This is a genomic window from Novosphingobium sp. NDB2Meth1 (assembly GCF_900117425.1).
In the GTDB taxonomy this organism is placed as follows: domain Bacteria; phylum Pseudomonadota; class Alphaproteobacteria; order Sphingomonadales; family Sphingomonadaceae; genus Novosphingobium.
Genome location: NZ_FPEH01000012.1, coordinates 1 through 26,845, shown reverse-complemented (window position 1 = coordinate 26,845; position 26,845 = coordinate 1). Strand labels below are relative to the sequence as shown.

Annotated in this window: 25 protein-coding genes; 15 read left to right on the top strand and 10 right to left on the bottom strand. The window is 65.6% G+C overall.

Going from position 1 to position 26,845, the window contains the following annotated elements:
- Positions 1–174: 174 nt before the first annotated feature.
- Together recA and NDB2M1_RS04945 are read right to left on the bottom strand one after the other, a co-directional pair.
- On the bottom strand, positions 175–1,245 hold the full coding sequence (gene recA, locus NDB2M1_RS04950; RefSeq protein WP_054123265.1) for a recombinase RecA: 1,071 nt from the start codon (positions 1,243–1,245) through the stop codon (positions 175–177).
- Between the two features lie 225 nt (positions 1,246–1,470).
- Positions 1,471–4,029 carry a hypothetical protein gene (locus tag NDB2M1_RS04945; RefSeq protein ID WP_072380191.1) on the bottom strand — a complete coding sequence of 853 codons (2,559 nt, stop codon included), beginning with the start codon at positions 4,027–4,029 and terminating at the stop codon, positions 1,471–1,473.
- A gap of 228 nt (positions 4,030–4,257) precedes the next feature.
- On the opposite strand from NDB2M1_RS04945, the gene NDB2M1_RS04940 reads away from it, so the two are divergent.
- Positions 4,258–5,247: an MBL fold metallo-hydrolase gene (locus tag NDB2M1_RS04940; RefSeq protein ID WP_171955325.1), complete on the top strand. Its 990-nt coding sequence runs from the start codon at positions 4,258–4,260 to the stop codon at positions 5,245–5,247.
- A gap of 6 nt (positions 5,248–5,253) precedes the next feature.
- Here the strand turns inward: NDB2M1_RS04940 and NDB2M1_RS04935 are convergent, their stop codons facing one another.
- Genes NDB2M1_RS04935 through smpB form a run of 3 tightly spaced genes read right to left on the bottom strand, consistent with a single transcriptional unit; the run spans position 5,254 to position 8,794 of the window.
- Entirely contained in the window at positions 5,254–7,737 is a 2,484-nt protein-coding gene (locus NDB2M1_RS04935) for a hybrid sensor histidine kinase/response regulator (protein WP_072380189.1), read from the bottom strand.
- The gene (locus NDB2M1_RS04930; protein WP_253185775.1) at positions 7,734–8,312 is read right to left on the bottom strand and encodes a DUF2062 domain-containing protein; all 579 of its coding nucleotides are present in this window, start codon (positions 8,310–8,312) and stop codon (positions 7,734–7,736) included. The genes NDB2M1_RS04935 and NDB2M1_RS04930 overlap by 4 nt, the downstream gene beginning before the upstream one ends.
- Positions 8,312–8,794 carry an SsrA-binding protein SmpB gene (gene smpB / locus NDB2M1_RS04925; protein WP_054123354.1) on the bottom strand — a complete coding sequence of 161 codons (483 nt, stop codon included), beginning with the start codon at positions 8,792–8,794 and terminating at the stop codon, positions 8,312–8,314. The genes NDB2M1_RS04930 and smpB overlap by 1 nt, the downstream gene beginning before the upstream one ends.
- A 165-nt stretch (positions 8,795–8,959) precedes the next feature.
- Between smpB and NDB2M1_RS04920 the strand changes: the two genes are divergently transcribed.
- From NDB2M1_RS04920 to NDB2M1_RS04910, 3 genes are all read left to right on the top strand, one after another.
- The gene (locus tag NDB2M1_RS04920; protein WP_072380187.1) at positions 8,960–10,087 is read left to right on the top strand and encodes a patatin-like phospholipase family protein; all 1,128 of its coding nucleotides are present in this window, start codon (positions 8,960–8,962) and stop codon (positions 10,085–10,087) included.
- Between the two features lie 13 nt (positions 10,088–10,100).
- Positions 10,101–10,883, top strand: a complete 783-nt coding sequence (locus tag NDB2M1_RS04915) for a 3-hydroxybutyrate dehydrogenase (RefSeq protein WP_072380186.1) — start codon at positions 10,101–10,103, stop codon at positions 10,881–10,883.
- A 115-nt stretch (positions 10,884–10,998) separates the two neighbouring features.
- Positions 10,999–12,330: an aldehyde dehydrogenase family protein gene (locus NDB2M1_RS04910; RefSeq protein WP_072380184.1), complete on the top strand. Its 1,332-nt coding sequence runs from the start codon at positions 10,999–11,001 to the stop codon at positions 12,328–12,330.
- 135 nt (positions 12,331–12,465) lie between these two features.
- On the opposite strand, the gene dapA is transcribed toward NDB2M1_RS04910, so the two are convergent.
- Positions 12,466–13,347, bottom strand: coding sequence for a 4-hydroxy-tetrahydrodipicolinate synthase (dapA, locus tag NDB2M1_RS04905; protein ID WP_054123271.1), 882 nt, complete (start codon positions 13,345–13,347; stop codon positions 12,466–12,468).
- A 107-nt stretch (positions 13,348–13,454) separates the two neighbouring features.
- Here dapA and NDB2M1_RS04900 point away from each other — a divergent pair, with 107 nt between their 5' ends.
- Positions 13,455–15,455 (top strand): lytic transglycosylase domain-containing protein, encoded by a 2,001-nt coding sequence (locus NDB2M1_RS04900; RefSeq protein WP_253185773.1) that lies wholly within the window; start codon positions 13,455–13,457, stop codon positions 15,453–15,455.
- A gap of 57 nt (positions 15,456–15,512) precedes the next feature.
- Here the strand turns inward: NDB2M1_RS04900 and NDB2M1_RS04895 are convergent, their stop codons facing one another.
- Positions 15,513–15,716, bottom strand: coding sequence for a hypothetical protein (locus NDB2M1_RS04895; protein WP_054123273.1), 204 nt, complete (start codon positions 15,714–15,716; stop codon positions 15,513–15,515).
- A gap of 96 nt (positions 15,717–15,812) precedes the next feature.
- On the opposite strand from NDB2M1_RS04895, the gene NDB2M1_RS04890 reads away from it, so the two are divergent.
- Positions 15,813–16,301 carry a GreA/GreB family elongation factor gene (locus tag NDB2M1_RS04890; protein WP_072380180.1) on the top strand — a complete coding sequence of 163 codons (489 nt, stop codon included), beginning with the start codon at positions 15,813–15,815 and terminating at the stop codon, positions 16,299–16,301.
- Positions 16,302–16,334: 33 nt separating this feature from the next.
- On the opposite strand, the gene NDB2M1_RS04885 is transcribed toward NDB2M1_RS04890, so the two are convergent.
- Positions 16,335–16,823 carry an aspartyl protease family protein gene (locus NDB2M1_RS04885; protein ID WP_083554672.1) on the bottom strand — a complete coding sequence of 163 codons (489 nt, stop codon included), beginning with the start codon at positions 16,821–16,823 and terminating at the stop codon, positions 16,335–16,337.
- Between the two features lie 59 nt (positions 16,824–16,882).
- Here NDB2M1_RS04885 and NDB2M1_RS04880 point away from each other — a divergent pair, with 59 nt between their 5' ends.
- Positions 16,883–17,284: a hypothetical protein gene (locus NDB2M1_RS04880; RefSeq protein ID WP_072380176.1), complete on the top strand. Its 402-nt coding sequence runs from the start codon at positions 16,883–16,885 to the stop codon at positions 17,282–17,284.
- 50 nt (positions 17,285–17,334) lie between these two features.
- Here the strand turns inward: NDB2M1_RS04880 and NDB2M1_RS04875 are convergent, their stop codons facing one another.
- Positions 17,335–17,808: a TspO/MBR family protein gene (locus NDB2M1_RS04875; RefSeq protein ID WP_072380174.1), complete on the bottom strand. Its 474-nt coding sequence runs from the start codon at positions 17,806–17,808 to the stop codon at positions 17,335–17,337.
- 332 nt (positions 17,809–18,140) lie between these two features.
- Here NDB2M1_RS04875 and NDB2M1_RS04870 point away from each other — a divergent pair, with 332 nt between their 5' ends.
- The 5 genes from NDB2M1_RS04870 to rlmN are packed head-to-tail and all read left to right on the top strand — an operon-like array spanning position 18,141 to position 20,946.
- Positions 18,141–18,770, top strand: a complete 630-nt coding sequence (locus NDB2M1_RS04870) for a histidine phosphatase family protein (RefSeq protein ID WP_072380172.1) — start codon at positions 18,141–18,143, stop codon at positions 18,768–18,770.
- Positions 18,770–18,952, top strand: a complete 183-nt coding sequence (locus NDB2M1_RS04865) for a DUF4169 family protein (RefSeq protein WP_072380171.1) — start codon at positions 18,770–18,772, stop codon at positions 18,950–18,952. The genes NDB2M1_RS04870 and NDB2M1_RS04865 overlap by 1 nt, the downstream gene beginning before the upstream one ends.
- Positions 18,952–19,155 (top strand): hypothetical protein, encoded by a 204-nt coding sequence (locus NDB2M1_RS04860; RefSeq protein ID WP_072380169.1) that lies wholly within the window; start codon positions 18,952–18,954, stop codon positions 19,153–19,155. Before NDB2M1_RS04865 ends, NDB2M1_RS04860 begins: the two co-directional genes overlap by 1 nt.
- Positions 19,152–19,634 (top strand): hypothetical protein, encoded by a 483-nt coding sequence (locus tag NDB2M1_RS04855; protein ID WP_072380167.1) that lies wholly within the window; start codon positions 19,152–19,154, stop codon positions 19,632–19,634. The genes NDB2M1_RS04860 and NDB2M1_RS04855 overlap by 4 nt, the downstream gene beginning before the upstream one ends.
- 43 nt (positions 19,635–19,677) lie before the next feature.
- Positions 19,678–20,946, top strand: coding sequence for a 23S rRNA (adenine(2503)-C(2))-methyltransferase RlmN (gene rlmN / locus NDB2M1_RS04850; protein WP_143146635.1), 1,269 nt, complete (start codon positions 19,678–19,680; stop codon positions 20,944–20,946).
- 6 nt (positions 20,947–20,952) lie between these two features.
- Here the strand turns inward: rlmN and NDB2M1_RS04845 are convergent, their stop codons facing one another.
- Positions 20,953–22,275, bottom strand: coding sequence for a hypothetical protein (locus NDB2M1_RS04845; protein WP_072380163.1), 1,323 nt, complete (start codon positions 22,273–22,275; stop codon positions 20,953–20,955).
- 238 nt (positions 22,276–22,513) lie between these two features.
- Between NDB2M1_RS04845 and NDB2M1_RS04840 the strand changes: the two genes are divergently transcribed.
- From NDB2M1_RS04840 to NDB2M1_RS04830, 3 genes are all read left to right on the top strand, one after another.
- Entirely contained in the window at positions 22,514–22,885 is a 372-nt protein-coding gene (locus NDB2M1_RS04840) for a glycine zipper 2TM domain-containing protein (RefSeq protein WP_054123282.1), read from the top strand.
- Between the two features lie 100 nt (positions 22,886–22,985).
- Complete coding sequence (locus tag NDB2M1_RS04835; protein WP_072380161.1) at positions 22,986–24,224, top strand: SAM-dependent methyltransferase; 1,239 nt, start codon at positions 22,986–22,988, stop codon at positions 24,222–24,224.
- 85 nt (positions 24,225–24,309) lie between these two features.
- Positions 24,310–25,524: an argininosuccinate synthase gene (locus NDB2M1_RS04830; protein WP_072380159.1), complete on the top strand. Its 1,215-nt coding sequence runs from the start codon at positions 24,310–24,312 to the stop codon at positions 25,522–25,524.
- Positions 25,525–26,845 lie beyond the last annotated feature (1,321 nt).

Below are 26,845 nucleotides of genomic sequence, written 5' to 3'. Positions count from 1 at the left end.
TGTTTTCGGTTAGACAGGGAAGACGAAGAAAGGGCGACGTGAGAATGTCAGATGCCCTCTCATCCCCCCGCCCCTTCAAACCAGAACCGCCGCGCTCGTTCCGGGGAGCGCGGCGGCCTTTGGACCGGCGGCGGGTTGCGGGGGGATAGGGGGGTGCCCCCGCCGCCTGAAGGATCAGATGTCGTCGTCCGCGTCCGGACCCACCATCAGCCCTTCGGCGACCTTGTCGGTCTGGCCGCGGATCGCGGCTTCCAACCGGTCGCAAACTTCACGATTCTCGCGCAGATAATTCTTGGCGTTCTCGCGGCCCTGCCCGATCCGGATGGAGTCGTAGCTGAACCAGGCACCCGACTTCTCGACGATCCCGGCCTTGACGCCGAGGTCGAGGATCTCGCCGATCTTCGAGATACCCTCGCCGTACATGATGTCGAACTCGACCTGCTTGAACGGCGGCGCGACCTTGTTCTTGACGACCTTCACGCGGGTGGCGTTGCCGACGATATCGTCGCGGTCCTTGATCTGGCCGGTGCGGCGGATGTCGAGGCGGACCGAGGCATAGAACTTGAGCGCGTTGCCGCCCGTCGTCGTCTCAGGGTTGCCGTACATCACGCCGATCTTCATGCGCAGCTGGTTGATGAAGATCACCATGCAGCGCGAACGGCTGATCGAACCGGTCAGCTTGCGCAGCGACTGCGACATCAGGCGCGCCTGGAGGCCGACGTGGCTGTCGCCCATCTCGCCCTCGATCTCAGCGCGGGGAACAAGCGCCGCGACCGAGTCGACCACAAGCACGTCGATCGCATTCGAACGCACCAGCGTGTCGACGATCTCGAGCGCCTGCTCGCCGGTATCAGGCTGCGAAACAATCAGCTCATCGATGTTGACGCCGAGCTTCTTGGCATAGACCGGATCGAGCGCGTGTTCCGCATCGACGAACGCGGCGGTCCCACCGGTCTTCTGCGCCTCGGCAATCACGTGGAGCGCGAGCGTGGTCTTGCCCGAGCTTTCCGGCCCGTAGACCTCGATAACGCGGCCGCGCGGCAAGCCGCCGACGCCGAGCGCGATGTCGAGCCCGAGCGAACCGGTCGAGATCGCCTCGACCTGCATGGTCTCCTTCGAGCCCAGCCGCATGGCCGAACCCTTGCCGAACGCCTTGTCGATCTGTGCGAGCGCTGCATCGAGCGCTTTCTGACGATCCATGTCCTTGTCTTTGCCTTCCTGGATAAGCTTCAACTGCGCCGCCATGGCTTGCTTCCCCTTGCTAGAGATGGCTGACATGAACCGTCAACACCAGCCTTGTACCCACTTTGTTCTATTGGAACAAGGGGGGAACAAAAAGACGGTCCCGATTGTCTGAACGCTGCCGCATACTACGGATATTCCACAGGAATTTCCACATGCACCAAGGGTTCCACCCGGCCCATGCAGAAGTTCCTTCAGGAATGGTGCAAAAAGTTACCCAGAGAATTGTCAGGGAATCTTGATTCGGAACGTCCCGATCTGGTTGCCGCGCAGCGCGGTCGGATCGGGCACCGCCACCGGATCGTCGGCCGCAACATCGGTCTCGATGCTGGTCGTGCGCTGGATCGTGGCGGCGGTATAGCGCTGCTGCAGACGCAGCCCGGCCGTCACCGGCAGCCGGTTCTGGTTCCACATCCGCACGATCACCCCCGCAGCGATCCCTTCCTCGGCGGGCTTCACCGCCCAGACCAGCGCCTGCGAGGAGCTTGGCGAAAACAGGCTCCACGCCTTCGATGCGAGCAGCGCGCCCTTGACCGGACCGGTCGCCGGCCCCGTCACCAGCGGATTCTGCGCCTCCAGCGCAAAACGCATCGCGGTATTCTGGTTGTAGGCCGCGTGCGGCAGCAGCGAAAAGCGGTGGAGGAACTGCGTATCGCCGCCCTGCCCCGGCAGGCCGAGCCCATTGATCCGCCCGCCGGCCAGTACATCGATGCGCGGCGTGGTGATATCGAGCCGGTGCGGATCGGACCTACCGAGTCGCATGAAATAGGCGTCGCTGTTGGAAAGAGTCACGCCGTCCCGCCCGTTGCCCGATGTCATGTCGGCAAAGTGGCCCAGCGTGAGCCACTCGTAGAGCGAATTCTGCGTGCGCGTGCTGATCCCGCCCGAGGCAGCCTGCCGCGCAGGAATCACCGCGCCCACTTCCTCGTGCCGCACCAGCGGCTTGTCGATTGCGAAAGGGAAACTGTAGGTCTTGAGATCGTCGAATCCGGCGGAAATCCGGTTCTCGAGATCGATCTGGCCCGAGCCGGCATAGACTGTCAGGCGCACGGTACGCGGCTGTGGGCCATCGATATCGGCGCGCAGCGTGGCAGAGACCGGACCGTTCGATTCGAGCACGACCGTCCCCGTCCCCTCGCCCAGATCGTTGAGCGCCCGGCCGCCATCGGCACGCACCCATTCGCGCCCGCTGCGGCCCGGTTCGATCAGCGACTGGATCGCGCCGCGCCCGTCCATGACGATCCGGTAGCGCGAGGTGATCAGCACGCCGCCTTCGAAGCGCGCGGTATCCGCGAGCGCCGACGCGGGCGCCACATCGCGGATGTCGTAGAGCCGATAACCGATCGACGGCACCGAGGTGGCGAGGAAACGGATGCGCCGCTCCGAGCCCGAGCCGATCGCTTCTGCCGGCAAGGGCGTGGTCGTCCCCGCCACCACGACACTGAATGGCCCGGTGCCGGGATAGGGCACTTCGGCCGGCGCGGTGCGCGAATAGCCCAGCGCATTGAACACGAAGAAGCGCTTGCCCACGGTGACTGTCGGCACAAGCTGGCTCATCCGCGCGCGTGCATCGGCAAGCAACCTATCGACATAGCGTTCGATCGTGGCGACTTGCGCTTCCTGGAAGACTATCCGCGCGCCATCGCCGATCACGCCGCCGCCGACGATATCGTGCTCGAAAAACAGCCCCACCGCACGCCACGCGGCGTCGCGGTCCGACTCTCGCCCATTGAGGAAAGCGGGATCCTGCAACGCGACGATGGTGGCCAGAGCCTCGGCGCTGCGCAGTTTTTCGACCGCTCGCCGCACGCGCGCCGATTTCTCGGCGATCGAGGCGAGTGCCAGTTCCCATTCATTGCCATAGCTGACCTGCTCGGAGGGCAGCGAGGTGCCGTAGGTTCTCTCGAAATCGCGGAAAAAGTCCTCGGTGTTCGAGACGATCACGCGGCGGCCGGCGTCCGAAAGATCCTGCGCAACGGCCGGGAAGCTGTTGACCCGGTCGCTCAGCGGTATGATCAGTTCGGCATCGTCCCAGCCCTGCCCGATCAACCCGATGACGTCATAGGGCCAATGGCTGCGGAACGTGGCATCGCTGGTTACAAACGGCACCACTTCGCGCGGATAGCGAGCCTCGGCATAACCGCCCGGGCCCTGGTTGCCGTTTCCGTCGACGGCGGATGGCAGCCGGTGTTCCAGCGACATCCACTTCGTCAGCAGGCGTGAACCATCGGGGCCGGTCCACCAATAGGCGGGGTTGAGCCGCTCGCCCGAGGCGGTCACTTGCGTCGCGCAGGCGCAGACCCCCTTCCAGCTGTAGCGCGCACCGGCACCTGCAAAGACAGAGCCCAGACCCAGCGGCTGGGTCTGGTTCTCCATCGCAATGCCGAGGGTGAAGCGCACCCCGAACCGGCGCTCCAGGCGGCCGGCGTAGTACATGTCGCGCAGCTGCGCCTCAAGCGGCATCGATCCACGCACTTCGACCAGCGTGTTGAGCGGCATCGAGATATGCCCGTCGCGCACCCGGTTCATCAGGCGCTGCATTTGCGCCGGGGTACGCTGGCGTTCGTATTCCCACATCCACAGCGAGCCGTCGGTGTTCCAGCGGGCCTGCTGGTCCGCCGGAAGCGTCTCGGTCGCGTCGATCTGGTCAAGATAGGCATCGAGCGCGCGGGGGAAGTAGTCCGCATAAGCTTCGGCGCTCGCCGACCACATGTAGTCGGTATGATCGTCGGGCGCGATGTAGATGCGCTTGGGCACTTCGGCGGCTGCAACCGGAGCAACAGACACGGCGGCACACCCTGCAAAAAGCAGGGCAAAAACGGATGATAAACGCATGTTTTACCAATCTTTTTCGAATCGCGCCGACTTGGAATTACCATGATCACATGACAACAAGCGAACACATTGGTGGTAAACCGCCCGGCAAGATTGACAGGGCTTTGCCCACCACTAGGTTTCGCTGCATCGCACAATGACTATAGCACCAGCGCAGGCGGAAAACTTTTGATGAAACCCATGGCATCTTTCGCATTCGCCGCATCGAGCCTTGCGCTTGCTGCCCCCGCTGCCGCGCAGGATGCAGCACACGCCGTCCGCGCCATCGCGATCAACGATCACCTCACTGCCTTTTACCAAGGCCGCCCGCACCAGGCCTCGGTTCCGCCGGGACCCTATCGCTGGCCGGACTATGGAGCGATCAACGTCGGCGTCGCGACTTATGCGATCCATGACGGCGATACCGCGCTGGTCTACGATACATTCACCGATACCGCCTCCGCGCAGTGGGTGCGCGACTGGCTGACCAAGGCGGGCGTCAAGCGCTTCATCCTTGCCACCAGCCACTGGCACCTCGATCACATCGGCGGCAACACCGTCTATGCCGACAGCATGCGCATCGCGACCGAAGCGACCCGGGTGAAGCTCACCGCCAAGCGCACCGCCATCGAGGCCGGGACCGAAGAAGGCCCTCCCGCGATCCGCCCGTTGATCCTGCCCGATGTCGGGATTGCGCCGGACAGCGAGGTGACGCTGATGATCGGCGCGGTGAAGGCCGTGTTGCATCCCGTTGCGATCCATTCAGCCGATGGCCTCGTCATCGAACTGCCGGACGACAAGCTGCTGCTCGCGGGCGATACGCTGGAGGATACGGCGACATTCGTGGCAGAGCCGGAATCTCTACCGCAGCAATACAAGGCGCTGGGCACGATGCGTGGCTGGGGTTTCACGAAAATCCTGCCCAACCACGGCAATCCGGCGGTCATCACGGCGGGCGGTTATGGCCTCGGCTTCCTCGACGCGACGCGCGACTACATTCGGGCGCTGGTTGAACATTCGCACGACGCGGATTTCCAGAAGCAGCCGCTCGAAAACTTCGTCAGCGCAGCCGTAAAGCGCGGGGATGTCAGCCTCTGGTGGTCCTACCGCGATGCCCATGCCAACAATCTGGCTGCGGTGGCGAAAGCGTGGAAGGACAAGCCGATTCCGCGCTTCGACGCCGCACCCTGACCCGGCTCAACGCGCCTTCAGGACGTCTTCCACCGCCGTGCAGATCTGCGCCACGCTGAAGGGCTTGGCGAGGAAGTACATGTTCGGAATGTCGATCTCCCGGCGCAGCTGTTCCTCGGCATAGCCCGACATGAACAGCACCGGCAGTTCCGGCCGCAGGTTGCGAATCTCGCGCGCCATGGCCGGGCCGTCCATGCTGGGCATGACGACATCCGAGACGACAAGGTCGAACTCCTCGCCGGCCGAGATGGCCTTTCCAAGCGCTTCCAACCCATCCTCGCCGTCGCTGGCGGTGGTGACTTCATAGCCCTGCCGCACCAGCGCGCGCTCGGCGACTGCGCGAACAGTGTCCTCGTCCTCGACCAGCAGCACGCGCCCGCCGCCCGACCACTGCTTGCGCTTGGGGGGCAGCCTGGCCGCGCTCGCCGCCTGCGCCGCTTCTTCGGCATCTGCAGCATCGGGAACGTGGACGGGAAAGTAGATCGAGAACCGCGTGCCCTTGCCCACTTCGCTTTCGGCAAAGATGAACCCGCCCGATTGCTTGACGATGCCGTAGACGGTCGAGAGGCCAAGTCCGGTGCCCTTGCCCTTCTCCTTGGTGGTGAAGAACGGCTCGAAGATCTTGCCGATCTGCGCCGGAGGAATGCCGTGCCCGGTATCCTCCACGATCAGCGCCGTGTAGTCGCCGATGGGGAGGATCTCGCTCTTCATCGCGCGCACGTCGGCGGCGGTGATCCGCCTGGTCTTGAGCCGCAGCACGCCGCCGCCCTTGGTCGCCGGAATGCCGCCCGAACCGCCATTGCCGGTCATGGCATCGCGTGCATTGACGGCGAGATTGAGCAGCACCTGCTCGAGCTGCACCGGGTCCGCGCGGACGAGGCCGAGGCCGCGGTCGTGCGTCACCTCGAGCAAGATCTTTTCGCCCAGCAGGCGCTTCAGCAGGGTGGAGATTTCGGCCACGACATCGGGCAGCTGCAGCACTTCGGGACGCAGGGTCTGCTGGCGCGAGAAGGCGAGCAATTGTCGCGTCAGGCTGGCCGCGCGGTTGGAATTGGCGCGGATCTGCTGGATGTCGTCGTAGTCACTGTCACCCGGCGTATGGCGCATCAGCATGAGGTCGCAGTAGCCGATGATCGCGGTCAGCACGTTGTTGAAATCGTGCGCGACGCCGCCCGCCAGCTGGCCCACCGCCTGCATCTTGGTCGCCTGCGCGATCTCGCGCTTGAGGCGGGTTTCTTCGGACGAATCCTTGAGGCTGAGGATCACCGCCCCCTCGCCCAGCCCGCGCACCCCGGCAAGGCTGAGCGAGACGGGGTCCTCGGGCGCCGAACGCAGCCGCACCGCGACGTCGCCTGCCCCGCCGCTGCCTTGGGCAAAGCGCCGAACGGCATCGGCAAGCGCGCCCTTATCCTCGCGGATCACGAGGTCGGAGGGGTACGGCGGCGGGCTGCTGTCGTCATGTCCGGCAGCGCGCAGGAAGGCCTTGTTCGCGAAGAGAAACCGCCCGTCGCGGTCGGTCATGGCAAGGCCAAGCGGCAGGCGCGCCAGCAGCGCCTCGATCTGCGGGATACCGGTGCGGGTGTCGCCCACGCCGCCCTGGTTGTCGATGAGCAGGAACAGCGAGGCGGTCTGCGCCGGGTCTGCTGCGGCCGAGCCGAGCGCCACAGCATCGGGATCGGCAATCGGCACATGAAGCATGCGCACCGACGCACCGCGATTGCCTTCGCGCGCGTAGAAAATGCGCTCCTGCTCGTCGGCGCTGAAATAGCCGACGAAATCAGTGTCAGCGACGTCGGCGTCCGCTTCGCCCACGGCGCGCGCGGCAAAGAGGGCGTTGGCTGCATGGATCAGTCCGTCCGGCGCGACGGCGGCAATCTGGATGCCCTCCCGCCCAAGCGCCTGCCCGACTTTGCCGCGCACATGGCCGATGACCTCCTGCAGCGGATCGCGGCGCACCACCGGCGCAAAGCGCCAGATCAGGAAGTCCTGCCCGCGCCCTGCCCGCTCGATCTCCAGCCGCCATTCGCGTCCACCGGCGGCAATCGGTTCATACTCGGCCCGGCCATCGCGCCAGGCAGCACGCGCGGCCCCCTCCAGCGCCTCGTTGTCAACGCCATCCAGCCCCAGCCGCGGCGGCGCCGAGCCGATCCCGAAGCATGCGGCAAACCGGGCGTTGGCACAGGTCAGCCGCCCGGCGCGGTCGATGATGGCGGTCGCTTCCTCGCCCCGCTCGATGGCGGCATGGGTGACGGACCAGTCCGGCGGCGCAAAGTCGGTCACCTCCGCCGCCTCGCGCGGGCGCGTCGTAAAGGCCAGCGCAACAGCGAGGCAGCTCACCCCGAGCGCATAGGCCAGCGCACTCACGATCTGGCCCGAAGCCAGCCACAACAGCAGCGCGCTCGCCACCACGGCAAAGGCCACCGTCAGCCGCTCGCGCCAGCGGGATGGGTTGGCGGTCGCGGCGTCCGAGGTCAGCGTGCTCACACTCATGCTCGCTGAGCTCCGGCGAGACTCCGGCTCAATCGCTGACGCCGCCGCCGCCCGGTCCACCAGCGCCAGATCACGATCGAGGCGAAATAGCCGATGACGGCCGAGACCACGGAAATGACCAGAAGCCCCAGCACCATCGCGGGTGCGGCGGAAGAGACCAGCCAGTTGGCCCACTCACCCAGCCCCGCGCCGCGGTCGATCAGCAACTGGAACGTCGCGAGATCCGCATTGAGGCCAAGAAAACTGCCCACCCACAACGCGGCGAGCAGGATCATCGGGGTCGTCGCCGGGTTCGAGAGCAAGGTTGCCGCAGCGGCCAGCGGCACATTGCCACGAAACGGGACGCACATCAGCGCCGCACCGACAATCTGCACCCCCGGAATCATCGCAAAGATGCCGACGAACAGCCCAACCGCGATCCCGCGCGGCACCGAGCGCCGGTTGTAGCGCCACAGTTCGGGCCGGGCCGCCAGCGGACGGACGAAGCGGCTCTTCACCAGCGTCTCGCGCGTTGGGATCAGCCGCTGCACTTTGCTGGAAATGCCCTGCTTCATGCCCGAACCGCTATCCTCCATCAGCCATGCTCGCGCATGATGCGCGCTTTGTCACGCTGCCAGTCGCGGTCCTTGATCGCCATGCGCTTGTCGGCGTTGTTCTTGCCCTTGGCGAGCGCGAGTTCGACTTTCGCCCGGCCGCGCCCGTTGAAATAGACCGAGAGCGGCACCAGCGTCATGCCCTTGCGCTCGACCGCCCCGTGGAAGCGGGCAATCTCGCGTTCCTTCAGCAGCAGCTTGCGCGGGCGCTTGGGCTCGTGGTTGTAACGGTTGCCGTGGCTGAATTCGGGCACGTTGGAATTGACCAGCCAGACCTCGCCGTCCTTCACTTCGGCGTAGCTCTCGGCAATCGAGCCCTCGCCGAAGCGCAGCGACTTCACCTCGGTGCCGGTCAGCGCGATGCCCGCCTCGTAGACGTCCTCGATGAAATACTCGAAGCGCGCGCGGCGGTTTTCGGCGACGATCTTCTTCTTGTCGAAGGCAGGCGGAGTGGGACGGGCCATGGTCATGGCCATGTAGGCCGCTGCACACGGAAAGAAAAGGGAGCGCCCGGCATAACCTTTTGCCGATCCGGTACGAACAGCACTTGCCAAGCCCGCGCTGCAGCGCACAAAAGGCGCGTGGAGGGCCGCGCGCCGGGCAGGCGCAACGCAAGGATTCGGCGCAAGATGGCCAGCAAGACAAAGCCCGCACCCGCTCCCGCCCCCGCCGAAGCAGCCGTTCTCGTGTTACAAGGCGGCGGCGCGCTGGGCGCCTATCAGGCCGGCGTGTTCGAAGCGCTTGCGGCCGCGGGGCATGAGCCGTCATGGGTCGCAGGTATCTCGATCGGCGCGATCAATGCCGCGCTGATCGCCGGCAACCCGCCGGTGCATCGCCTCCGGGCTCTGCGCGCTTTCTGGGAACGCGCCTCGTCGAGCGTTCCGTTCACCTCCCCCTTCGACAATGGCTGGGGCCGCCGCCTCTTCAACGAAGCCGCCGCCGGAATGGTCGCGATGTCCGGCATTCCGGGTTTCTTCACCCCGCGCCTGATGCCGACCTGGTTCGCCCTGCCCGGCTCGGCCGAGTCCACAAGCCTCTACGACACGACCCCCTTGCGCGAGACGCTGCTCGAGCTCGTCGATTTCGACCTGCTCAACAACGGCCCGATGCGCTTCAGCGTCGGCGCAGTGAACGTGCTGACCGGCAACTTCACCTATTTCGACAACCGCGAGCGCCTGATCGGCCCCGAACACATCATGGCCAGCGGAGCGCTGCCGCCGGGGTTCCCCGCCGTGATGATCGACGGCGAGCCTTACTGGGACGGCGGAATCGTATCCAACACCCCGCTGCAATATGTGCTCGATACCCGCGCGGGCACTTCGCCGCTGCTCGTCTTCCAGGTCGATCTGTTCAGCGCACGCGGGATGATGCCGCGTTCGCTGTCAGAGGCGATGCAGCGCGAGAAGGACATCCGCTTCTCGAGCCGCACCCGTCTCAACACCGATCTGCAGATGCGGCTCGAGGCCATGACCTCGGCCGCGGCCCGCCTCGCCGCGCGCCTGCCGGAGGAGCTGCGCTGCGATCCTGATCTGATGGAGCTGACCAGCCACGCCTGCGATTGGCCGGTGACGATCCTCCACCTGATCAATCGCAGCGAGAGCTACGAATCGCACAGCAAGGACTACGAATTCTCGCGCGGCACGGTTGAAGGCCACTGGGCCTCGGGCCGCGCTGATGTCGAACGCTCGCTCGCCAGCCCGCGCTGGAAAGAGCGCCAGATCCACGATTGCGGCATCGTCACCCTCGATCTCGCCTAACAGGAGCCTTCCCATGGACCTCAGCAACAAGATCGCCATTGTCACCGGCGCCGCCAGCGGCATCGGCCTCGCCATCGCCAGGCGCTATGCCGAGGCCGGGGCAAAGGTCGCCATTGCGGACCTGAAGCTCGAAGCCGCCGAAGCTGCCGCTGCCGGTATCAATGCCGACCATCCCGGCGCGGCGATGGCCGTCGCCATGAACGTGACGGACGAGGATCAGGTGAACGCGGGCGTCGCCGCCGTGGTCGCCGCGTGGGGCACGGTCGATATCCTCGTCTCCAATGCCGGCATCCAGATCGTCAACCCGATCCAGGACTTCGCCTTTGCCGACTGGAAGACAATGCTCGCCATCCACCTCGATGGCGCCTTCCTCACCACCAAGGCGGTGATCCCGCACATGTACGCGCAGAAGTCGGGCGCGATCCTTTATATGGGCTCGGTCCATTCCAAGGAAGCGAGCCCGCTCAAGAGCGCCTATGTCACCGCCAAGCACGGCCTCCTCGGCCTCTGCCGCACGGTCGCCAAGGAAGGCGGCCCCCACGGCGTGCGCACCAACGTGATCTGCCCCGGCTTTGTCCGCACGCCGCTGGTGGACAAGCAGATCCCTGAACAGGCTAGGGAATTGGGCATCAGCGAAGACGAGGTCGTCAAGAAGGTCATGCTCGGCCAGACCGTCGATGGCGAGTTCACGACGGTGGACGACATCGCCGAACTGGCGCTGTTCTTTGCCGCGTTCCCCAGCAACGCGCTGACGGGCCAATCGCTGGTGGCAAGCCACGGCTGGTCGATGGGGTAAGCTCGCCTCGCGTTGCACCCAATGATCCGTTAGGTCACCTTACATTGACGGCCGGGCTTGGCTACACCACTGCGCAGGCCAGACCCGGCCCCGTCAATTGAGGCAAGACCACCCCATGACCAACCCCACCGCTTCCGACCTCCTCCGCATCTTCGAACTCCAGCAGGCGAACCAGTGGAACGTGAAGGCCTCCAGCGCCGAAGTGCGCAAGGCCAAGCTCGCCGGGCTCAAGGCCGCGGTCGAGGCCCATGCCGATGCCATCGTCGCCGCCGTGCTCGAAGATACGCGCAAGCCCGAGGGCGAGATCCGCGTTACCGAGGTGATGAACGTCACCGCCAACATACAGCGCAATATCGACAATCTCGATGCGTGGATGGCCCCCACCGAAGTCGCGCCTTCGCTCAATCCCGCAGACCGCGCGCAGATCCGCTATGAAGCGCGCGGCGTCTGCCTGATCCTTGGCCCATGGAACTTCCCGCTCGGCCTCGCGCTCGGGCCGCTCGCCGCCGCCGTCGCGGCGGGCAACACCGCGATCGTGAAGCTGACGGACCTCTGCCCCGCCACCGCGCGCGTGGCCGCCAGCATCATCGCCGAGGCCTTCGATGAAAACGAAGTCGCGCTCGTCGAAGGCGATGTCAGCGTCGCCACCGCGCTGCTCGAACTGCCGTTCAACCACATCTTCTTCACCGGCAGCACCCGCGTCGGCAAGATCGTCATGGCCGCTGCAGCGAAGCACCTTGCCAGCGTCACGCTCGAACTCGGCGGCAAGTCGCCCGTCATCCTCGATTCTGGCGCAGACATCGACAAGGTCGCCGCCCAGCTTGCCTCGGCCAAGCAGTTCAACGGCGGGCAGGCCTGCATCAGCCCGGACTACGTCTTCGTGCGCGAGGAACATCAGGCCCGGCTGGTGGAGGGCTTCAAGGCCAACGTGCAGCGCAACCTCTATGACGAGAACGGCGCGATCCGGAAGGAAAGCATCGCCCAGATCGTCAACCGGGCGAATTTCAACCGCGTGAAGGCGCTGTTCGACGATGCCGTGGCGCAAGGCGCGACCGTCGCCGTCGGCGGCACGATGGACGAGAGCGACCTCACCATCCACCCCACGCTGCTGACCGGCGTGACCCCGCAGATGAAGATCCTGCAGGAGGAAATCTTCGCGCCCGTGCTGCCGGTGATGAACTACGAGAGCCTGGACCAGGCGATCGACTACATTGCCGAACGCGACAAGCCGCTGGCGCTCTACATCTACTCGGACGACGAGGCGAACATCGAGAAGGTGATCAGCCGCACCTCATCGGGCGGTATGACGGTGGGCGGCGTCTTCTCGCACTACCTCGAAAACCACCTGCCCTTCGGCGGCGTGAACGCCAGCGGCACCGGCAGCTATCACGGCTACTTCGGCTTCAAGGCCTTCAGCCACGAACGCGCGATCTACCGGCACATGTGAGGGTGGGGGTCAACCCAACAGACCCATACTCAATTCCCCACCTCCGCTCACCCTGAGCCTGTCGAAGGGCGCTGGCACAGCGGTTGTGCCTGTTGCTTCGACAAGCTCAGCATGAGCGGAGTGTTTTTGACTGCCCTAGATCAGCCCCGCATGCTTCAAGGCCGCGTCCACTTCGGCACGGGCCTTGTCGCTGCAAGGCACCAGCGGCAGGCGCAGCTCGTCGGTGATGTAGTCATGCACCCGGCTCAGCGCGTACTTGACCGGGCCCGGTGAGGCATCGTCGAACATCGCGTAGTGCAGCGGATAGAGCAGGTCGTTGATCTCGCGCGCCTTTTCGTAGTCACCCGCCGCGCAGGCCGCCTGGAAATCGGCGCAGAGGCGCGGGGCGACGTTCGCCGTCACCGAGATACAGCCCACCGCGCCCGCCGCATTGGCGGGGAGCGCGAGTTCGTCGTCACCGGACAGCTGGCAGAAATGCTTGCCGATGCCCATGCGGTGATCGGTGACGCGGCTGAGGTCACCGCTCGCGTCCTTGATGCCGACGATCTTGTCCGGATATCGGCGCGCGAGTTCGCACACCGTCTCAGGCAGGATGTCGGTGACGGTGCGGCCCGGCACGTTGTAAAGAATGATCGGCAGATCGTTGTTTTCGGCAAGGTAGCCGAAATGTGCGAGGAGGCCCGCCTGGCTCGGCCGGTTATAGTAGGGCGCAACGCAGAGCGCAGCCTTGGCGCCGCTCTTGCGGCTGAAGGTCATGTGCAAGTGCGCGTTCATCGTGTCATTGCTACCGCAGCCGGCAATGACCGGAACCCGCCCCGCTGCCTGCTCCACGCAGACCTCGATCACACGGTGGTGCTCGGCGTTCGACAGGGTCGAGGCCTCACCCGTCGTCCCGCAGGGCACCAGCGCCGAAGAGCCATTTTCGATCTGCCAGTCGACCAGCTTGCGGAACGCTTTCTCGTCGAACACCCCGCCGCGAAAAGGCGTCACCAAAGCCGGAATGGAGCCGGAAAACATGGACTTTACCCTTCGATCTGCGCCACAAGGCGTCTGAGCGGCGCTTCGCTTCGACGCCGTAACACGCGCCTGATAGGAAGACGAAAGCCGGAATGTCCAGCATGGAGATGAGTGTGAAGCTGCGAAAGCTGCTGCTGGGCAGTTCGTTGATCCCCATGCTAGCCGCTTCGGCTGCCTGCCACGCCAACGATGTGGATACCGGCGCCACCGCGTGGGATGCCGCGCGCGCCCGCCTGATCGCGCAAGGACAAGGCCCGCTGGCGCAAGCCGTCAGCCGCTGGCAGATGCTCGCCGACTCCAACGTCTACAACTTCACCGACTATTCCAGCTTCATCCTCAGCTACCGCGGTTTTCCCGAAGAGGAGAAGCTGCGCCGCGCCGCCGAGGCCGCACTCGATCGGCAGAGCGCCGATGCCGGCAGCGTGGTCGCCTTCTTCGACCGCGTACCGCCGCTGACCAACCCGGCCCGCGCGCAATATGCCCTCGCCCTCAAGGCACTCGGCCGCCCCGAAGCCGATACGATGGCGCGCGCGGCATGGCGCGGCGGCGCAATGAGCGAAGCGGCGGAAGCGGCCATTCTCGCCGGTTGGGGCGCCACCTTCACGCCCGATGACGACGACGCGCGGATGGACGCGCTGCTCTGGGCCGGCAATCCCTCCCCCGCCGCCCGCCAGACCGCACGGGTCAGCGCTGCCCGGCGCGGCCTCTTCGCCGCGCGGCAGGCAACCTTGATCGGCCTCGATCCCTACTCCGCCGCCGAGGGCACGAGTATCGACGTGCTGAATGCGGACCCAGGCTTCATCTGGTCCCGCGCGCGCCAGCTGCGCCGCCAGGGTAATGGCGCCGCCGCGCAGGCGCTGATCGCCAATCGCCCACTGCTCGCCCGCCCGCCGCTCAACCGCGAGAAGTGGGTCGACGAGCTTCTCGCGAATGCACGGCGCGCCGCGGCGGCAGGTGATGCCCGCACCGCCTATCGCATCGCCGCCGGCATCGACGATGCTTTCGCGCGCGGCGAGGATGTCAGCCAGGCCGCCTACGACCTGCGCGACGACTACACCTCGCTGATGTGGCTCGGCGGCCAGCAGGCGCTGCGCCTATTGAACAACGGCGCCGATGCCGCACCCCTGTTCTGGCGCTACGGCTCGGCCGCGCGCACGCCTGGCACGCGCTCCAAGGGCTTCTACTGGGCTGGTCTCGCCGCCGCGCAAGGCGGTCGGGCCAACGATGCACAGCGCTATTTCGAGATGGCCGCGGCTTATGGCGACCAGTTCTACGGCCTGCTTGCGCTCGAACGGCTCGGCCGCGCGGTCCCGCGCTTCGCCGCCGACGCAGATGTCCAGCCCACCCCGCAGGAACGCGCGGCCTTCGACGCCTCGTTCCTCACGCAGGCCGTGCGCGAAGCCGCGCGCGATGCGGACTGGCGCACGACGGTCCGCTTCTTCCGCGAGATCAGCGATCAGCAGCAGACCAAGAGCCAGCACGTCCTCGTCGCGCAGCTCGCGCGCGAACTGGGCCGCCGCGATCTCGGCGTCATCGTCGGACAAGCGGCGGCGGCGCGCGGCTACCTCGATTTCCAGCACATCGCCTTTCCGGTGATCCCGGTCCCGCCCGGCTACGAACATGCCTGGACGATGATCCATGCGATTGCCCGGCAGGAAAGCCAGTTCTCGCAGAATGCGGTAAGCCATGCCGGCGCGCGCGGCCTGATGCAGCTGATGCCCGCCACCGCCAACGAGCAGGCAGGCAAGCTCGGCCTGTCCTATTCGACGTCCGCCCTCATCGACGATGCCGGATACAACCTGCAAGTCGGCGGCGCCTATTTCCAGCGCCTGCTGACCTACTACAACGGCAGCTATCCGCTCGCCGTCGCCGCCTACAACGCCGGGGCCGGCAATGTGAACAAGTGGCTGCGCGCCAATGGCGATCCCCGAGCAGGAGGGCCCGGATGGATCGACTGGATCGAGCGCATTCCGCTGTCGGAGACACGCAACTATGTCCAGCGCGTGATGGAAAACGCGGTAGTCTACGAAGCGATGTATCCGGACAAGGCCAGCTACACCGGCCCCAATCCGCTCAGCCACTTCCTCGGCAAGCCCACGCCGGGCTGACTCCCCTCCCGCGTGCGGGAGGGGTCGGGGGTGGGCCTGTTACGGCCGGGCCGCCAATCAATCCGGCAGCATGTCCTGCAACCGCGCCAGCAGCTTCTGGATATTCAGCGCCGCCAGCTTGAACGTCTCGACGTCTTCCTTGTTGTTGTCGGCCTTGGCTTCCTCGATGGCCTCGGCATAGCCTTCAAGGTCCGCTTCCAGCGCGTCCACCAGGATCTCGAGTTCGTCTTCGGTCAGCGTGAGCGCGATGGTCTTGGCCATAAATTCCTCGTCGGCAGTATGATGTCCCCGCCCTAGGCGCCCCCCCGCAGCAGGGCAACCTTCCAAGCGTCGGCATCCCCCGCTAAACCCCTAACAATGCAACCTGATGGCAATCCGATCACCCCCGCCGGCATGGCCGCCCTGCGCGCCCGCTACGACCACTTGCTCGGCACCGAACGCCCCGCCATCGTCGAGATCGTCAGCTGGGCCGCCGGCAATGGCGACCGCAGCGAGAACGGCGACTACCTCTATGGCCGCAAGCGCATGCGCGAGATCGACCGCGAGCTGAACTTCCTCGCCAAACGCATGAAAGCCGCGCGCGTCATCGATCCCGCCCGCCAGCCGGACAAGACCCGCGTCCTCTTCGGCGCCACTGTCGAAATCGCCGACGAGGACGACGCGCGGCTGGTCCTCACCCTCGTCGGCGACGACGAGCAGGACGCCACCGCCCGCCGCATCGGCTGGAGCGCCCCCCTCGCCCGCGCCCTGCGTGGCGCAAAAGTGGGAGACTTGCGCAAGGTCAGGCTTCCCGGCGGCGAGAAGGAATGGGAAGTCATGGCGATCAGCTATCCGGCCGGCGATTAGCAACAGCGTCTGGCGCACGCGGCTCGAAGCAGGTCAGGCGGGAGCAAGCCACATGATCGCGGTCGCATAGTCGATGACCGCGCGCCATCTCTTCAGCACGTCGACACCGATCACCACCTGTGGTGGCACCACACCTCGCGCGCGCAGTTGCCCCGCAACTGCAGTAAGATCAATGGCGATCACCTGGGTACCGGGCAGCGGTACGCCAGCAAGCTCAAGCTGAGCACCATCGACACGGGCTAGCGCCATCGCCGCCCCACCCACGCCGCCGCCAGTCTCACCCATAAGCACAAGCGACAGCTTCTGTGCTTCGGCCCATTGCCGGTCGACAACGGTGCCGGAAGCTCCCGTGTCGATGATGATCTCGACCGGCTGGCCATTGAGCCGTCCCTGCACGTGGAAATGGCCGACTGCTGAAGCCTTCAATGCAACCGGGCGAAAGCCCGTGACGGACGGCGCAGCTGCAGCGGGCTGCGGCACTTGAACCGAAACTTGAACGGCAGGTGGCGGTAATGCATCCATAAGCTTACACTCCCTCACGAGTCGTGTAATCTGTAATTTTGATACGGAGAGATTTCAAGATGGACGAGAAGCCCTCCCCATTGCCGGATGCTGTCAGCGAAGCGCTGGAGATGCTCGGGGTCGATCCAGCCTCGCTACAGTGCGATGGTGAGCGCCCGCGCGTGGTGGTTGTCCACGCGGGCCTTGACGAGGCGCGTCGCGCGCTCCGGGAGCACAACCGCGATCATGTCGTGATGGCCCGGGTCGATCAGGCGACCGCCGCCCAGCTTGACCGGTGGGTTGCAGCGGGGGTCGCCAAGAGCCGATCCGAGGCTGCAGCGCTGTTCATCGGCGAAGGCCTGAAACTGCGGGCTAATGATCTTGAACGGCTTTCGCAGGCAATCGACGCCCTCGAAGTGGCCAAGGCCCGGCTGCGCGAGGAGGCCAGCGCCATATTCGGCGATCCAAGCGCTTTGGACTAACCAGTCGGCATCAGGGTAGCACAGCCGTTACGCCTCTGACGGGGCAAAACTCAGGCAAACGGCGCGTTCAGCCGCACGATCGCCCAGTTGAGCCATGCCGCAAAGCTCACCCAGGCCAGATAAGGCAGGATCAGCCCCGCCGCGAACGGCGAGATCGGCCACAGGCCCACGACCAGCGCCACCAGCGAGGCCCACAGGAACACCACCTCGATCAGCGCCCAGTCCGGCCGCCGCAGCTTGAAGAACAGCGGGCTCCACAGGAGGTGGAACAGCGCGTTGGTGGCAAACAGGATCACCACCTGCATGCGCTGCGCATCACTCGCCGCCGCGTCCCACGCGCCCGCCGCAGACCACGCGGCAAGGCCGAGGATCACCGTCCACGCCGGGCCGAACAGCCAGTTGGGCGGCTGCAGGCGGGGCTTCCTGAGGTTCGCGTACCAAGGCCCGATGGGCGTCATCAGCCCGCCCACGACGCCAAGCGCGATCGCTCCGCCGGCGGCGACGAGAAGAGGAGTGGAGATCATGGGGAGTTCGCCGATCGGAAAGGAGTGCGTAGGCAAAGCGTGGCAGATATCGCCGGCGAAGGACAGAGCTTTGCGTGTCAGCCGCTCAGGCCGCGAGCGCCTCTGGTTCTTCTTCCCCCGGACGCACCGCCGCCTTGCGGATCACCAGCGCCAGCCCTGGATTACGGTGACACTTTACTAAATCCCCAAAAACCCCAACCGCCACAAATTGCGACAAGCCGCTGCGCTCCGCAAGAAGGCATAAGCATCATTGCTTATGCCTCTCACTCCGCCCCAGACCCGCCGCCCCTCCCCCCTCGCCTTCCGCCCGCCTTCCCGCTATCACGCGCGCTATGGCCAGCCCCCGTTTCTTCATCATGCGCCATGGCGAGACGGTCTATAACGCCGCCCGCCGCCTTCAGGCGAACCACATCCACACGCCCCTCACCCGCCTCGGCACGGAGCAGGCGCTGGCGATGGGGGCGGCGCTGCGCGCTACGCTTGGCCCCTCGCCCGCCGCCACGCTGCACGTCTCCGAAACCGGCCGCGCCTTGCAGACCGCCGCGCTCATCGCGCAGGAACTCGGGCTTGACTGGTTCGCCGCCAGGCGCACCCATCATCTCAAGGAGATCGACATGGGCGCATGGTGCGGGCGGCTCTACGATGATGTCGAGGCCGAAGTCGGCCCCATCGTCATCGCCGACCATCTCCTGCGCCCCGCCCCGCAAGGCGAGGATTACCCGATGATCGCTGCCCGCCTCACCAAGTGGCTGGCAGAAGTGGGCGATGCGCCGGGCGATCACATCGTCGTGATGCACGGCATTTCCAGCCGCGTGCTGCGCGGGATGATGGCAGGCTATCCGGTCCACCCCGAACTGGGCGCGCCCATCGCGCCGTCGCTGGTGCAAGGCTCGATCGCGCTGGTGGAACATGGCCGCGAAACAGTGCTGTTCGGCTCAGAGCGGGGCAGCGAGCACGCCTGATGGGCGAAGTCGTCAACCTCCGCCTCGCCCGCAAGGCCGCCGCGCGCAAGGACAAGGAAGCCCAAGCCGCCGCCAACAGGGCCGCCCACGGCCGCACCCGCGCCGAACGCGCCGCAAGCAAGGCGGAGGTAGAGCGCACCGCCCGCCTGCTGGATGGCGCGAAACGGGAAGGCCGGGATTGATGCGCACCACGCACGACAGCGCCAGCGTCCGCCTCTATCACCTCGGCGACGGCCCCGAAGGCGGCGCGGCGCAGACGCTGCTCTACGGCACGCTCGCTGAAGCGCTCGCCCTCGCCGCGCAGCAGCCCGAAGACATCCAGGCCGACCTGTTCATCGCGACCGACAATGATGTCGTCGCCTATCTCGATCTGGTCGATCCATGAGACGGGCACTGCTCGCCGCCGCCCTGCTCTGCGCCACGCCCGCGGTGGCGCGCGACAGCCTCGGCATCTGGAACAACTGGGGCGCCTTTGCCGATGCCGGCGTGCCGCGCTGCTATGCCATCGCCATGGCCGACAAGGTGGAGGGCCGCGTCAACGAGTTCCAGCCCTACTTCACCGTCGGCAACTGGCCCCGCCGGGCCGCGCGCGGGGAAATCCACGTTCGCCTCTCGCGCAGGATCGGGCCGGGCAGCACAGTCACGCTCTCGGTTGGCGGCCAGCGCTTCCAGCTTGTCGCCGGCGCTGCCGACGCATGGGCCGCAGATCGCCGCATGGATGCCGCCGTTGTTGCCGCGATGCGTTCCGCTTCAAGCATGAGCGTCACCGCGCGCGGCTCGGGGCGCAGTTTCACCGATACCTACACGCTTGCCGGCGCCGCTTCCGCGATGGACGCCGCTTTGCTCGGCTGCGCCCAGAACTAAGGGCTGGTTTGCGCGAACGCGCCCTTGGCCCTATATGCACACGATGCAGATAGAACCGATGCCGATCCCGGGACTGATCGATCCCGTCCCCGTCCCGCGCGAGGTAACCCCGCGCGCCGATGGACGCGTTGACCTCATCGGCCTCAACCGCAAGCAGATCACTGCCGTGTTCGAGGCTGCAGGGCTCGATGTGAAGGCCGCCAAGCTGCGCGCCAAGCAGGTGTTCCACTGGCTCTACCATCGCGGCGTCACCGATTTCGAGGCGATGACCGATATCGCCAAGACCATGCGCCCGTGGCTGGCCGAGCGCTTCGTCATCGGTCGTCCAGAAGTGGTCGAGGCGCAAGTCTCCAATGATGGCACCCGCAAGTGGCTGCTGCGCACGGCGGACAACCACGATTTCGAGATGGTGTTCATCCCCGATGCCACGCGCGGCACGCTCTGCGTCTCAAGCCAGGTCGGCTGCACGCTCAACTGCCGCTTCTGCCACACCGGCACGATGCGCCTCGTCCGCAATCTCACGCCGGGCGAGATCGTCGGCCAGGTCATGCTGGCGCGCGACGTTCTGGGCGAATGGCCGCGCGGATCGATGGCCGGGCCAGAAACCGATGATGATTTCGACGATGCGGATGACGACGAAGCCTCGGACTACACCCCCGACGGCCGCCTGCTGACCAACATCGTGATGATGGGCATGGGCGAGCCGCTCTACAATTTCGACCACGTCCGCGATGCGCTCAAGGTCGTCATGGATGGCGATGGCCTCGCCCTCTCCAAGCGCCGCATCACGCTCTCGACCAGTGGTGTTGTGCCGATGATGGCCCGCGCCGGCGAGGAAATCGGCGTCAACCTCGCCGTCTCGCTCCATGCCGTCACCAAGGACGTGCGCGACGAGATCGTGCCGATCAACCGCAAGTACGGGATCGAGGAACTGCTGCAGGCCTGCGCCGATTACCCAGGCGCTTCCAACGCCCGCCGCATCACGTTCGAATATGTGATGCTCAAGGACAAGAACGACCGCGACAGCGACGCACACGAGCTCGTCCGCCTGATCAAGCAGTATGGCCTGCCCGCCAAGGTGAACCTCATCCCGTTCAATCCCTGGCCCGGCGCGCCTTACGAATGCTCGACGCCTGAACGCATCAGGAGCTTCGCCAAGATCGTGTTCGATGCCGGCATTTCGGCCCCTGTGCGCACCCCGCGCGGCCGCGATATCGATGCTGCCTGCGGGCAGCTCAAGACCGCGGCCGAACGCAAGAGCCGCGCCGAGCTCGACCGGCTCCTCGAAGAGAAGCAGGCCGCGCTCGGCTGAGGCGCATCAATTCGCCGAGAAGCTGCCGGAAAGGCGGAAGGTCGACTGTGCCGTGGCGCCGTTGACGTAACGCGGCCGGTACAGTGTCGCCGTACCCACCGCACCGCACAGCCGCACCGAAAGATTGGCTGCGCTGCCCGCCGCAACCGTCTGGCTGGCGACCGGCTGATATGTCACGCCGCTGTCGAGCGACTGGTCGATGAACAGCGTGCCAACCTGATCGGCAAACGCCGTAATGTTGTAGTAGGCGTACTGGTTCGAACTGTTCGTGCGCCCAATCCCGGTGAACGTTGCCGAGGCTGCGAGTGCCGCGAGGCTTTCGGTAAACCCGATGCCGACATTGACATTGCCTGTGATCGTCGCCGTGCCGCTCACGCTGACGCTGCCGATACCCGAACCGCCCGCCGCCAGCGAGACGCCGCTTGACGGCGCGACCTGCTGCTTCTGGCTCAGCACAACCGCCACCGTCCCGCTGGTGTACGTGCTCACGCGAGCGCGCACGAAGGCCGCCGACGAGACATAGGAGTAAATGCCCGCCGCCGTGGACGTGGTGGTCGGTGCGGCTGTAGGCAAAGCCGCAGAAATGACCGGCAGCGTCACCCAGGTGGTGCCATCATTCGATTGCTCATAGGTGATCGTGCATGTCGTGCCTGCGTTGGTCACCTGGAACGCGCCGCCCATATAGGCGTTGTTGCTGGCGGAAACGACGGTCGCCGCCGATGTGACGCTGCCCGCAATCGTCGCCCCCTCGCTGGTGGAGCGATAGATCGCCGAAAGCCAGCCGGTAATGCCCGAACCGCCGCTGGGCATGGCGGTTCCGGAGATCGGGGTTGCCGCCGGTTCGATGTTGGCAAGATCGCTCGCCGGTCCGACAGAGAGGCTTGCGCCGGACGGCTTGAGGCCGAGACTGGCGGGGAGCTGGCCTGAAATGGCCGTCAGTACCGTGTTGGTTGATGCCTGATTGGCAGCGGTCGCAGCGCCGGCCGGCAGGGGCAGGCTCGCCGCTGTCACTGCTTGCGTCGTCGGAAAGTTGCTTACCGTCACGCCGAGCACGGCACTGTCGCTCGCGAGCGCCACCGGCAGGCTCTGCGCCATCGGCTTCTGGCCCAGCGTCGCCGGAAGCTGCGCCGAGAGGGTGCCCAGCGCGGCGTTCGTCGCCGCCTGACTTGCCGCTGTTGCCGCGCCGGTCGGCAGCGGCAGGCTGACTGCGCTGATCGCCTGCGTACCCGCACTTCCGGAGAAAGCGACCGGCAGCGGCGCATCGGCGCTTACCGTCTGCGCGGTACCATCGGCATTGGTGAAGGCAACGGCGTTGGCAGGTGTAAACATCGCTGGGAAAGTGACCGGCGGATTGGGCATGAATGTTCTCCAGGCAGGCAGGGAAGGTTCAAAAATAACCTATTTGGTACTTGTAGGAAAGTGATTTGAACCATCATAACGCTTGGCCGCGCCAAGCCCTCGCTTTGTCGCCTTTGCAGCCCCGTTCATCTTTGGTTGGGCATCATGTCCGCAGGTTCGAGCGAACAGATCCCGTCACGTCCACGAACACCCGAAAAGGATGTCACCCATGAACAGGTTCCTCACCGCTGCAGTTCTTGCCGCCACCACGCTTGGCGCCGCTCCCGCGCTGGCCGATCCGCCGCCGTGGGCTCCGGCTCATGGCCGCCGTGCGCAAAGCGGCGAGTATGATCAGTACGGTCGCTATGTCGAACCGCGCCCCCTCTCCAGCCGGGATCAGATCTGGCGCGGGCGCGATGGCCGCTATTACTGCAAGCGCAGCAACGGCACGACCGGCCTGGTCATCGGCGCTGTCGGGGGCGCGCTTGTCGGGCGCGCGATCGATACCCGCGGCGACCGCACGCTGGGCACCCTGCTGGGGGCCGCTGGCGGTGCCCTCCTTGGCCGCGAGATCGAACGCAGCGGCTCGCGTTGCCGTTGATGCATCGCTTTTATGCGCTGCGCGGCTTGCCCGCGCAGCGCTCGCGCGTCATAGGCCGCAAGCAGACTTGAAACCGGTCCAAGAGGTCGCGCCGATGTCCATGATCCTGCTCGATGTTGCGCTGCGCCGTCTGGTGAAGTACGGCACCCTGACGCTGACCGAAGCATCGGGCCGCCAGCGCCGCTATGGCACCGCCGCGCCCGATTGGCCCGATCTCGGTCTCAAGCTCCATGATGCCCGCGTCCCCGGCGCCATCGCCCGCAACCCCAGCCTCGGCATGGCGGAATGCTTCATGGATGGCCGCGTCACCATCGAAGGCGGCGATATCATGGATTTCGTCGGCTTCATCCGCCGCAACAATCCGTGGGACAAGGGCGGCGATCTCGACAACCTCAATCTGTTCGACAAGGCCCGCGTCCGCGTGATGAGCCGGCTCGACCAGATCAACCAGCGCCGCTCGTCGAAGCGCAACGTCGCCCACCACTACGATCTCGACGACCGGCTCTACGATCTCTTCCTCGATCCCGCGCGCCAGTATTCCTGCGCCTACTGGGACGAAGGCGTCACGACGCTCGAGGAAGCGCAGCTTGCCAAGATGGACCACATCGCGGCCAAGTTGAACCTCAAGCCGGGCATGCGGGTGCTAGATATCGGCTGTGGCTGGGGCGGTCTTGCACTCCATCTCCACAAGACCACCGGCGCCACCGTCCACGGCATCTCGCTCAGCGTCGAGCAGATCGGCTATGCCAAGGCATGGGCGGAGCGCGAGGGCGTGGCCGACAAGGTCACCTTCAGCCTCACCGACTACCGCGACCAGCCAGGCCCGTTCGACCGCATCGTCTCGGTCGGCATGTTCGAGCACGTCGGCGTGCCCAACTACGAAACCTTTTTCCGCAAGTGCCACGACCTCATGGCGGTGGACGGCGTCACCTTGCTCCACACCATCGGCCGCGCCGGGCCACCCAACATCACCGACGATTTCACGCGCAAGTACATCTTCCCCGGCGGCTACATCCCTTCGCTGAGCGAGACGGTCAGGGCAATCGAGCCGTGCAAGCTCATGCTCACCGATTGCGAGATCCTGCGCCGCCACTACGCGCTCACCTTGCGCGAATGGTACAAGCGCTGTGCCGAGCAGGAAGAGACGATCACCCGCATCTACGACGGCCGCTTCTTCCGCATGTGGCAGTTCTACCTCGCCGGCGCCGCGACCGGGTTCGAGCATGCCGATCTGGTCAATTTCCAGCTCCAGATCGTCCGCAACCGCGATGCCCTGCCGCTGACCCGGAACTATATCAACGAGACCGAACTGGCCTATCGCGCCGCGCGGAAAGGCTGAAGGTTTCCCCCAACCGGTTGCACCACGCGCGCGGCCCTGCTAGCCGCCCCGCCATTCGTTACCTGTCCACAGGAAGCTGGCTGCCATGTCCGATATCAAGCGCGTCGTCCTCGCCTACTCCGGCGGCCTCGATACCAGCGTCATCCTCAAGTGGCTGCAGGTGACCTACGGCTGCGAAGTGGTGACTTTCACCGCCGATCTCGGCCAGGGTGAGGAACTCGCGCCGGCCCGTGCAAAGGCCGAGCTCATGGGCGTGAAGCCCGAGCACATCTACATCGACGACCTGCGCGAGGAATTCGTGCGCGATTTCGTCTTCCCGATGATGCGCGCCAATGCCCGTTACGAAGGGGATTATCTTCTCGGCACCTCGATTGCCCGCCCGCTCATTTCCAAGCGCCTGATCGAGATCGCCCGCGAGACCGGCGCCGATGCGGTCGCCCACGGCGCCACCGGCAAGGGCAACGACCAGGTCCGCTTCGAACTCTCCGCCTATGCGCTGGAACCCGGCATCAAGGTCATCGCCCCGTGGCGCGAATGGGACTTGACCTCCCGCACCGCGCTCATCGCCTGGGCCGAGGCGCACCAGATCCCGGTGCCCAAGGACAAGCGCGGCGAAAGCCCGTTCTCGACCGACGCGAACCTCCTCCACACGTCGTCCGAGGGCAAGGTGCTCGAGGATCCGTGGCAGGAGACGCCGGACTACGTCTACAGCCGCACCGTCAATCCCGAGGACGCGCCGGACACGCCGGAATACATCACCATCGACTTCGCGAAGGGCGATGGCGTCGCGCTCAACGGCGAGGCCATGTCGCCCGCCACCCTGCTTGCCGCGCTCAATGACCTTGGCCGCAAGCATGGCATCGGCCGGCTCGATCTCGTCGAGAACCGCTTCGTCGGCATGAAGAGCCGCGGGATGTACGAGACCCCGGGCGGCGAAATCTATGCCCGCGCCCACCGCGGCATCGAAAGCATCACGCTCGACCGCGGCGCGGCGCACCTCAAGGACGAGCTCATGCCCAAATATGCCGAGCTCATCTACAACGGCTTCTGGTTCAGCCCGGAGCGCGAGATGCTGCAGGCCGCCATCGACCACAGCCAGGCGCGGGTGAACGGTACCGTCCGCCTCAAGCTCTACAAAGGCAACGCCAGCGTCGTCGGTCGCAAGTCGCCGGACAGCCTCTACTCCGAACGCCACGTGACGTTCGAGGACGATGCCGGCGCCTACGACCAGAAAGATGCGGCGGGCTTCATCAAGCTCAATGCCCTGCGCCTCCGGCTGCTGGCACAGCGCGGGCACTGACCCGCCACGAATCGTCACAAAACTAAAACAAAGCAGATTCCGCAGCTTGCGGAGTTGTCCACCAGCCATTGGGTTGCCTGTGGATAACTTTGCATTTTGCTGCTTGTGCGACTCAGCTCCGAAGCGCAGCATCTGTCTTGTCGAGAGGGAAACGAAGCCTGAGAAAAGCGCCGCAAGGCACTGATTAACAAGCTGAAGCTGACCAATCGGGCCGGACTGGAACGTATGCATTGAAACCAGTTCCAGCGTGCTGAGGCGCGCTCTGGAAAGGGCGGATTGCAGGCCGGAAAGACCGGTTCCGGATGCCGGAATGGCGTCCCGACGTGAAGCGGAAGCGGCAAGGCCGATGGTCGGAAGACCGGGGGCACCGACCGGCGGAAGCAGAGCGAGGGGCAGCACGCCAGACCAGTGCGGAAGGGCCCTTGCCTCCCCTGAGGGAGTACGTCCGAAGGCGAGGTCGCAAGGCCGGACCGGAGGGAGCGTCGCCGGAAGGACGGGACAAGGAAACACGCTCGCAGCGACAGGAGGCGCGGCAACGTGCGGACTGTGGTACGGGCACCAGCGACTGCCAGGCCCATGTGGTCAGGAACTGCGGACGCCGCAGGACTGAAGGCTGAGCAAGAAGGAAGCGCCTGCCTTGCAGGAAGGACCGGAAGGCTGAGCGGACTGGAGGAGTACCGCCCGAAGGGTGGGAACCGAAGGGCAGGGAACGGCGGAAGGACGCGGTGAGCTCAGGCGCTGGAATGCCAGAGTGCCAGCAGCGGCGACAGTGGGGGCCGGCAGCAATGCCGGCCCTCATTTGCGTTCGGGGCACCCGATTCGCCCCGCCCCGCCCCTGCCTGCTGACCGCCTGCCAAGGCGCAAGGTTGACAGGGTTGACATAGTCTAGAGCAAAAACTGTCAGCCCCGCCGCACCCCCTCCAACCCCACCGGCGCGGGACGCAAAGCAGCGGAATTGTTGGGATTCGCAGGGCATGAGGCGGTTATGCCGCAGTCGGATGGCTGTAGGACAGCGCAATATAAATAACAGACGCGTCTGTTATTTATGGAAGCGTAAGATTGGCCGGATGAGTTGCAGGGACCGATCGACGTTGGCACTTCCCGGTCATTCGCTTGTGCCGTTTTAAACGGCAGGTTTTGCCGCGAACGGATGCTCATCATGCAGTCTGGCAGCGACGAACTCTCATCGTCCAGGGTCGTGTCCCACGGGGTGGTGTAGGAACCGTCGATCCGCAGTAGGATCAGGTTCGGGTCAGGCAGCCAGAGCTGGCAGGCTGACAATGGGGTTATGGCTCACCGAGCCGAGGGTTTCCAGCGTCAT

Coding starts and splice junctions, on each gene's coding strand:
- NDB2M1_RS04885 (WP_083554672.1), bottom strand. CDS start 16,823: ATGGATGCATTACCGCCACCTGCCGTTCAAGTTTCGGTTCAAGTGCCG.
- NDB2M1_RS04910 (WP_072380184.1), top strand. CDS start 10,999: ATGACCAACCCCACCGCTTCCGACCTCCTCCGCATCTTCGAACTCCAG.
- NDB2M1_RS04835 (WP_072380161.1), top strand. CDS start 22,986: ATGATCCTGCTCGATGTTGCGCTGCGCCGTCTGGTGAAGTACGGCACC.
- NDB2M1_RS04860 (WP_072380169.1), top strand. CDS start 18,952: ATGCGCACCACGCACGACAGCGCCAGCGTCCGCCTCTATCACCTCGGC.
- NDB2M1_RS04935 (WP_072380189.1), bottom strand. CDS start 7,737: ATGAGTGTGAGCACGCTGACCTCGGACGCCGCGACCGCCAACCCATCC.
- NDB2M1_RS04855 (WP_072380167.1), top strand. CDS start 19,152: ATGAGACGGGCACTGCTCGCCGCCGCCCTGCTCTGCGCCACGCCCGCG.
- NDB2M1_RS04830 (WP_072380159.1), top strand. CDS start 24,310: ATGTCCGATATCAAGCGCGTCGTCCTCGCCTACTCCGGCGGCCTCGAT.
- smpB (WP_054123354.1), bottom strand. CDS start 8,794: ATGGCCCGTCCCACTCCGCCTGCCTTCGACAAGAAGAAGATCGTCGCC.
- NDB2M1_RS04890 (WP_072380180.1), top strand. CDS start 15,813: ATGCAACCTGATGGCAATCCGATCACCCCCGCCGGCATGGCCGCCCTG.
- NDB2M1_RS04865 (WP_072380171.1), top strand. CDS start 18,770: ATGGGCGAAGTCGTCAACCTCCGCCTCGCCCGCAAGGCCGCCGCGCGC.
- NDB2M1_RS04880 (WP_072380176.1), top strand. CDS start 16,883: ATGGACGAGAAGCCCTCCCCATTGCCGGATGCTGTCAGCGAAGCGCTG.
- NDB2M1_RS04920 (WP_072380187.1), top strand. CDS start 8,960: ATGGCCAGCAAGACAAAGCCCGCACCCGCTCCCGCCCCCGCCGAAGCA.
- NDB2M1_RS04845 (WP_072380163.1), bottom strand. CDS start 22,275: ATGTTTACACCTGCCAACGCCGTTGCCTTCACCAATGCCGATGGTACC.
- NDB2M1_RS04895 (WP_054123273.1), bottom strand. CDS start 15,716: ATGGCCAAGACCATCGCGCTCACGCTGACCGAAGACGAACTCGAGATC.
- NDB2M1_RS04840 (WP_054123282.1), top strand. CDS start 22,514: ATGAACAGGTTCCTCACCGCTGCAGTTCTTGCCGCCACCACGCTTGGC.
- dapA (WP_054123271.1), bottom strand. CDS start 13,347: ATGTTTTCCGGCTCCATTCCGGCTTTGGTGACGCCTTTTCGCGGCGGG.
- NDB2M1_RS04900 (WP_253185773.1), top strand. CDS start 13,455: ATGAGTGTGAAGCTGCGAAAGCTGCTGCTGGGCAGTTCGTTGATCCCC.
- NDB2M1_RS04930 (WP_253185775.1), bottom strand. CDS start 8,312: ATGGAGGATAGCGGTTCGGGCATGAAGCAGGGCATTTCCAGCAAAGTG.
- NDB2M1_RS04940 (WP_171955325.1), top strand. CDS start 4,258: ATGGCATCTTTCGCATTCGCCGCATCGAGCCTTGCGCTTGCTGCCCCC.
- rlmN (WP_143146635.1), top strand. CDS start 19,678: ATGCAGATAGAACCGATGCCGATCCCGGGACTGATCGATCCCGTCCCC.
- NDB2M1_RS04875 (WP_072380174.1), bottom strand. CDS start 17,808: ATGATCTCCACTCCTCTTCTCGTCGCCGCCGGCGGAGCGATCGCGCTT.
- NDB2M1_RS04915 (WP_072380186.1), top strand. CDS start 10,101: ATGGACCTCAGCAACAAGATCGCCATTGTCACCGGCGCCGCCAGCGGC.
- NDB2M1_RS04870 (WP_072380172.1), top strand. CDS start 18,141: ATGGCCAGCCCCCGTTTCTTCATCATGCGCCATGGCGAGACGGTCTAT.
- recA (WP_054123265.1), bottom strand. CDS start 1,245: ATGGCGGCGCAGTTGAAGCTTATCCAGGAAGGCAAAGACAAGGACATG.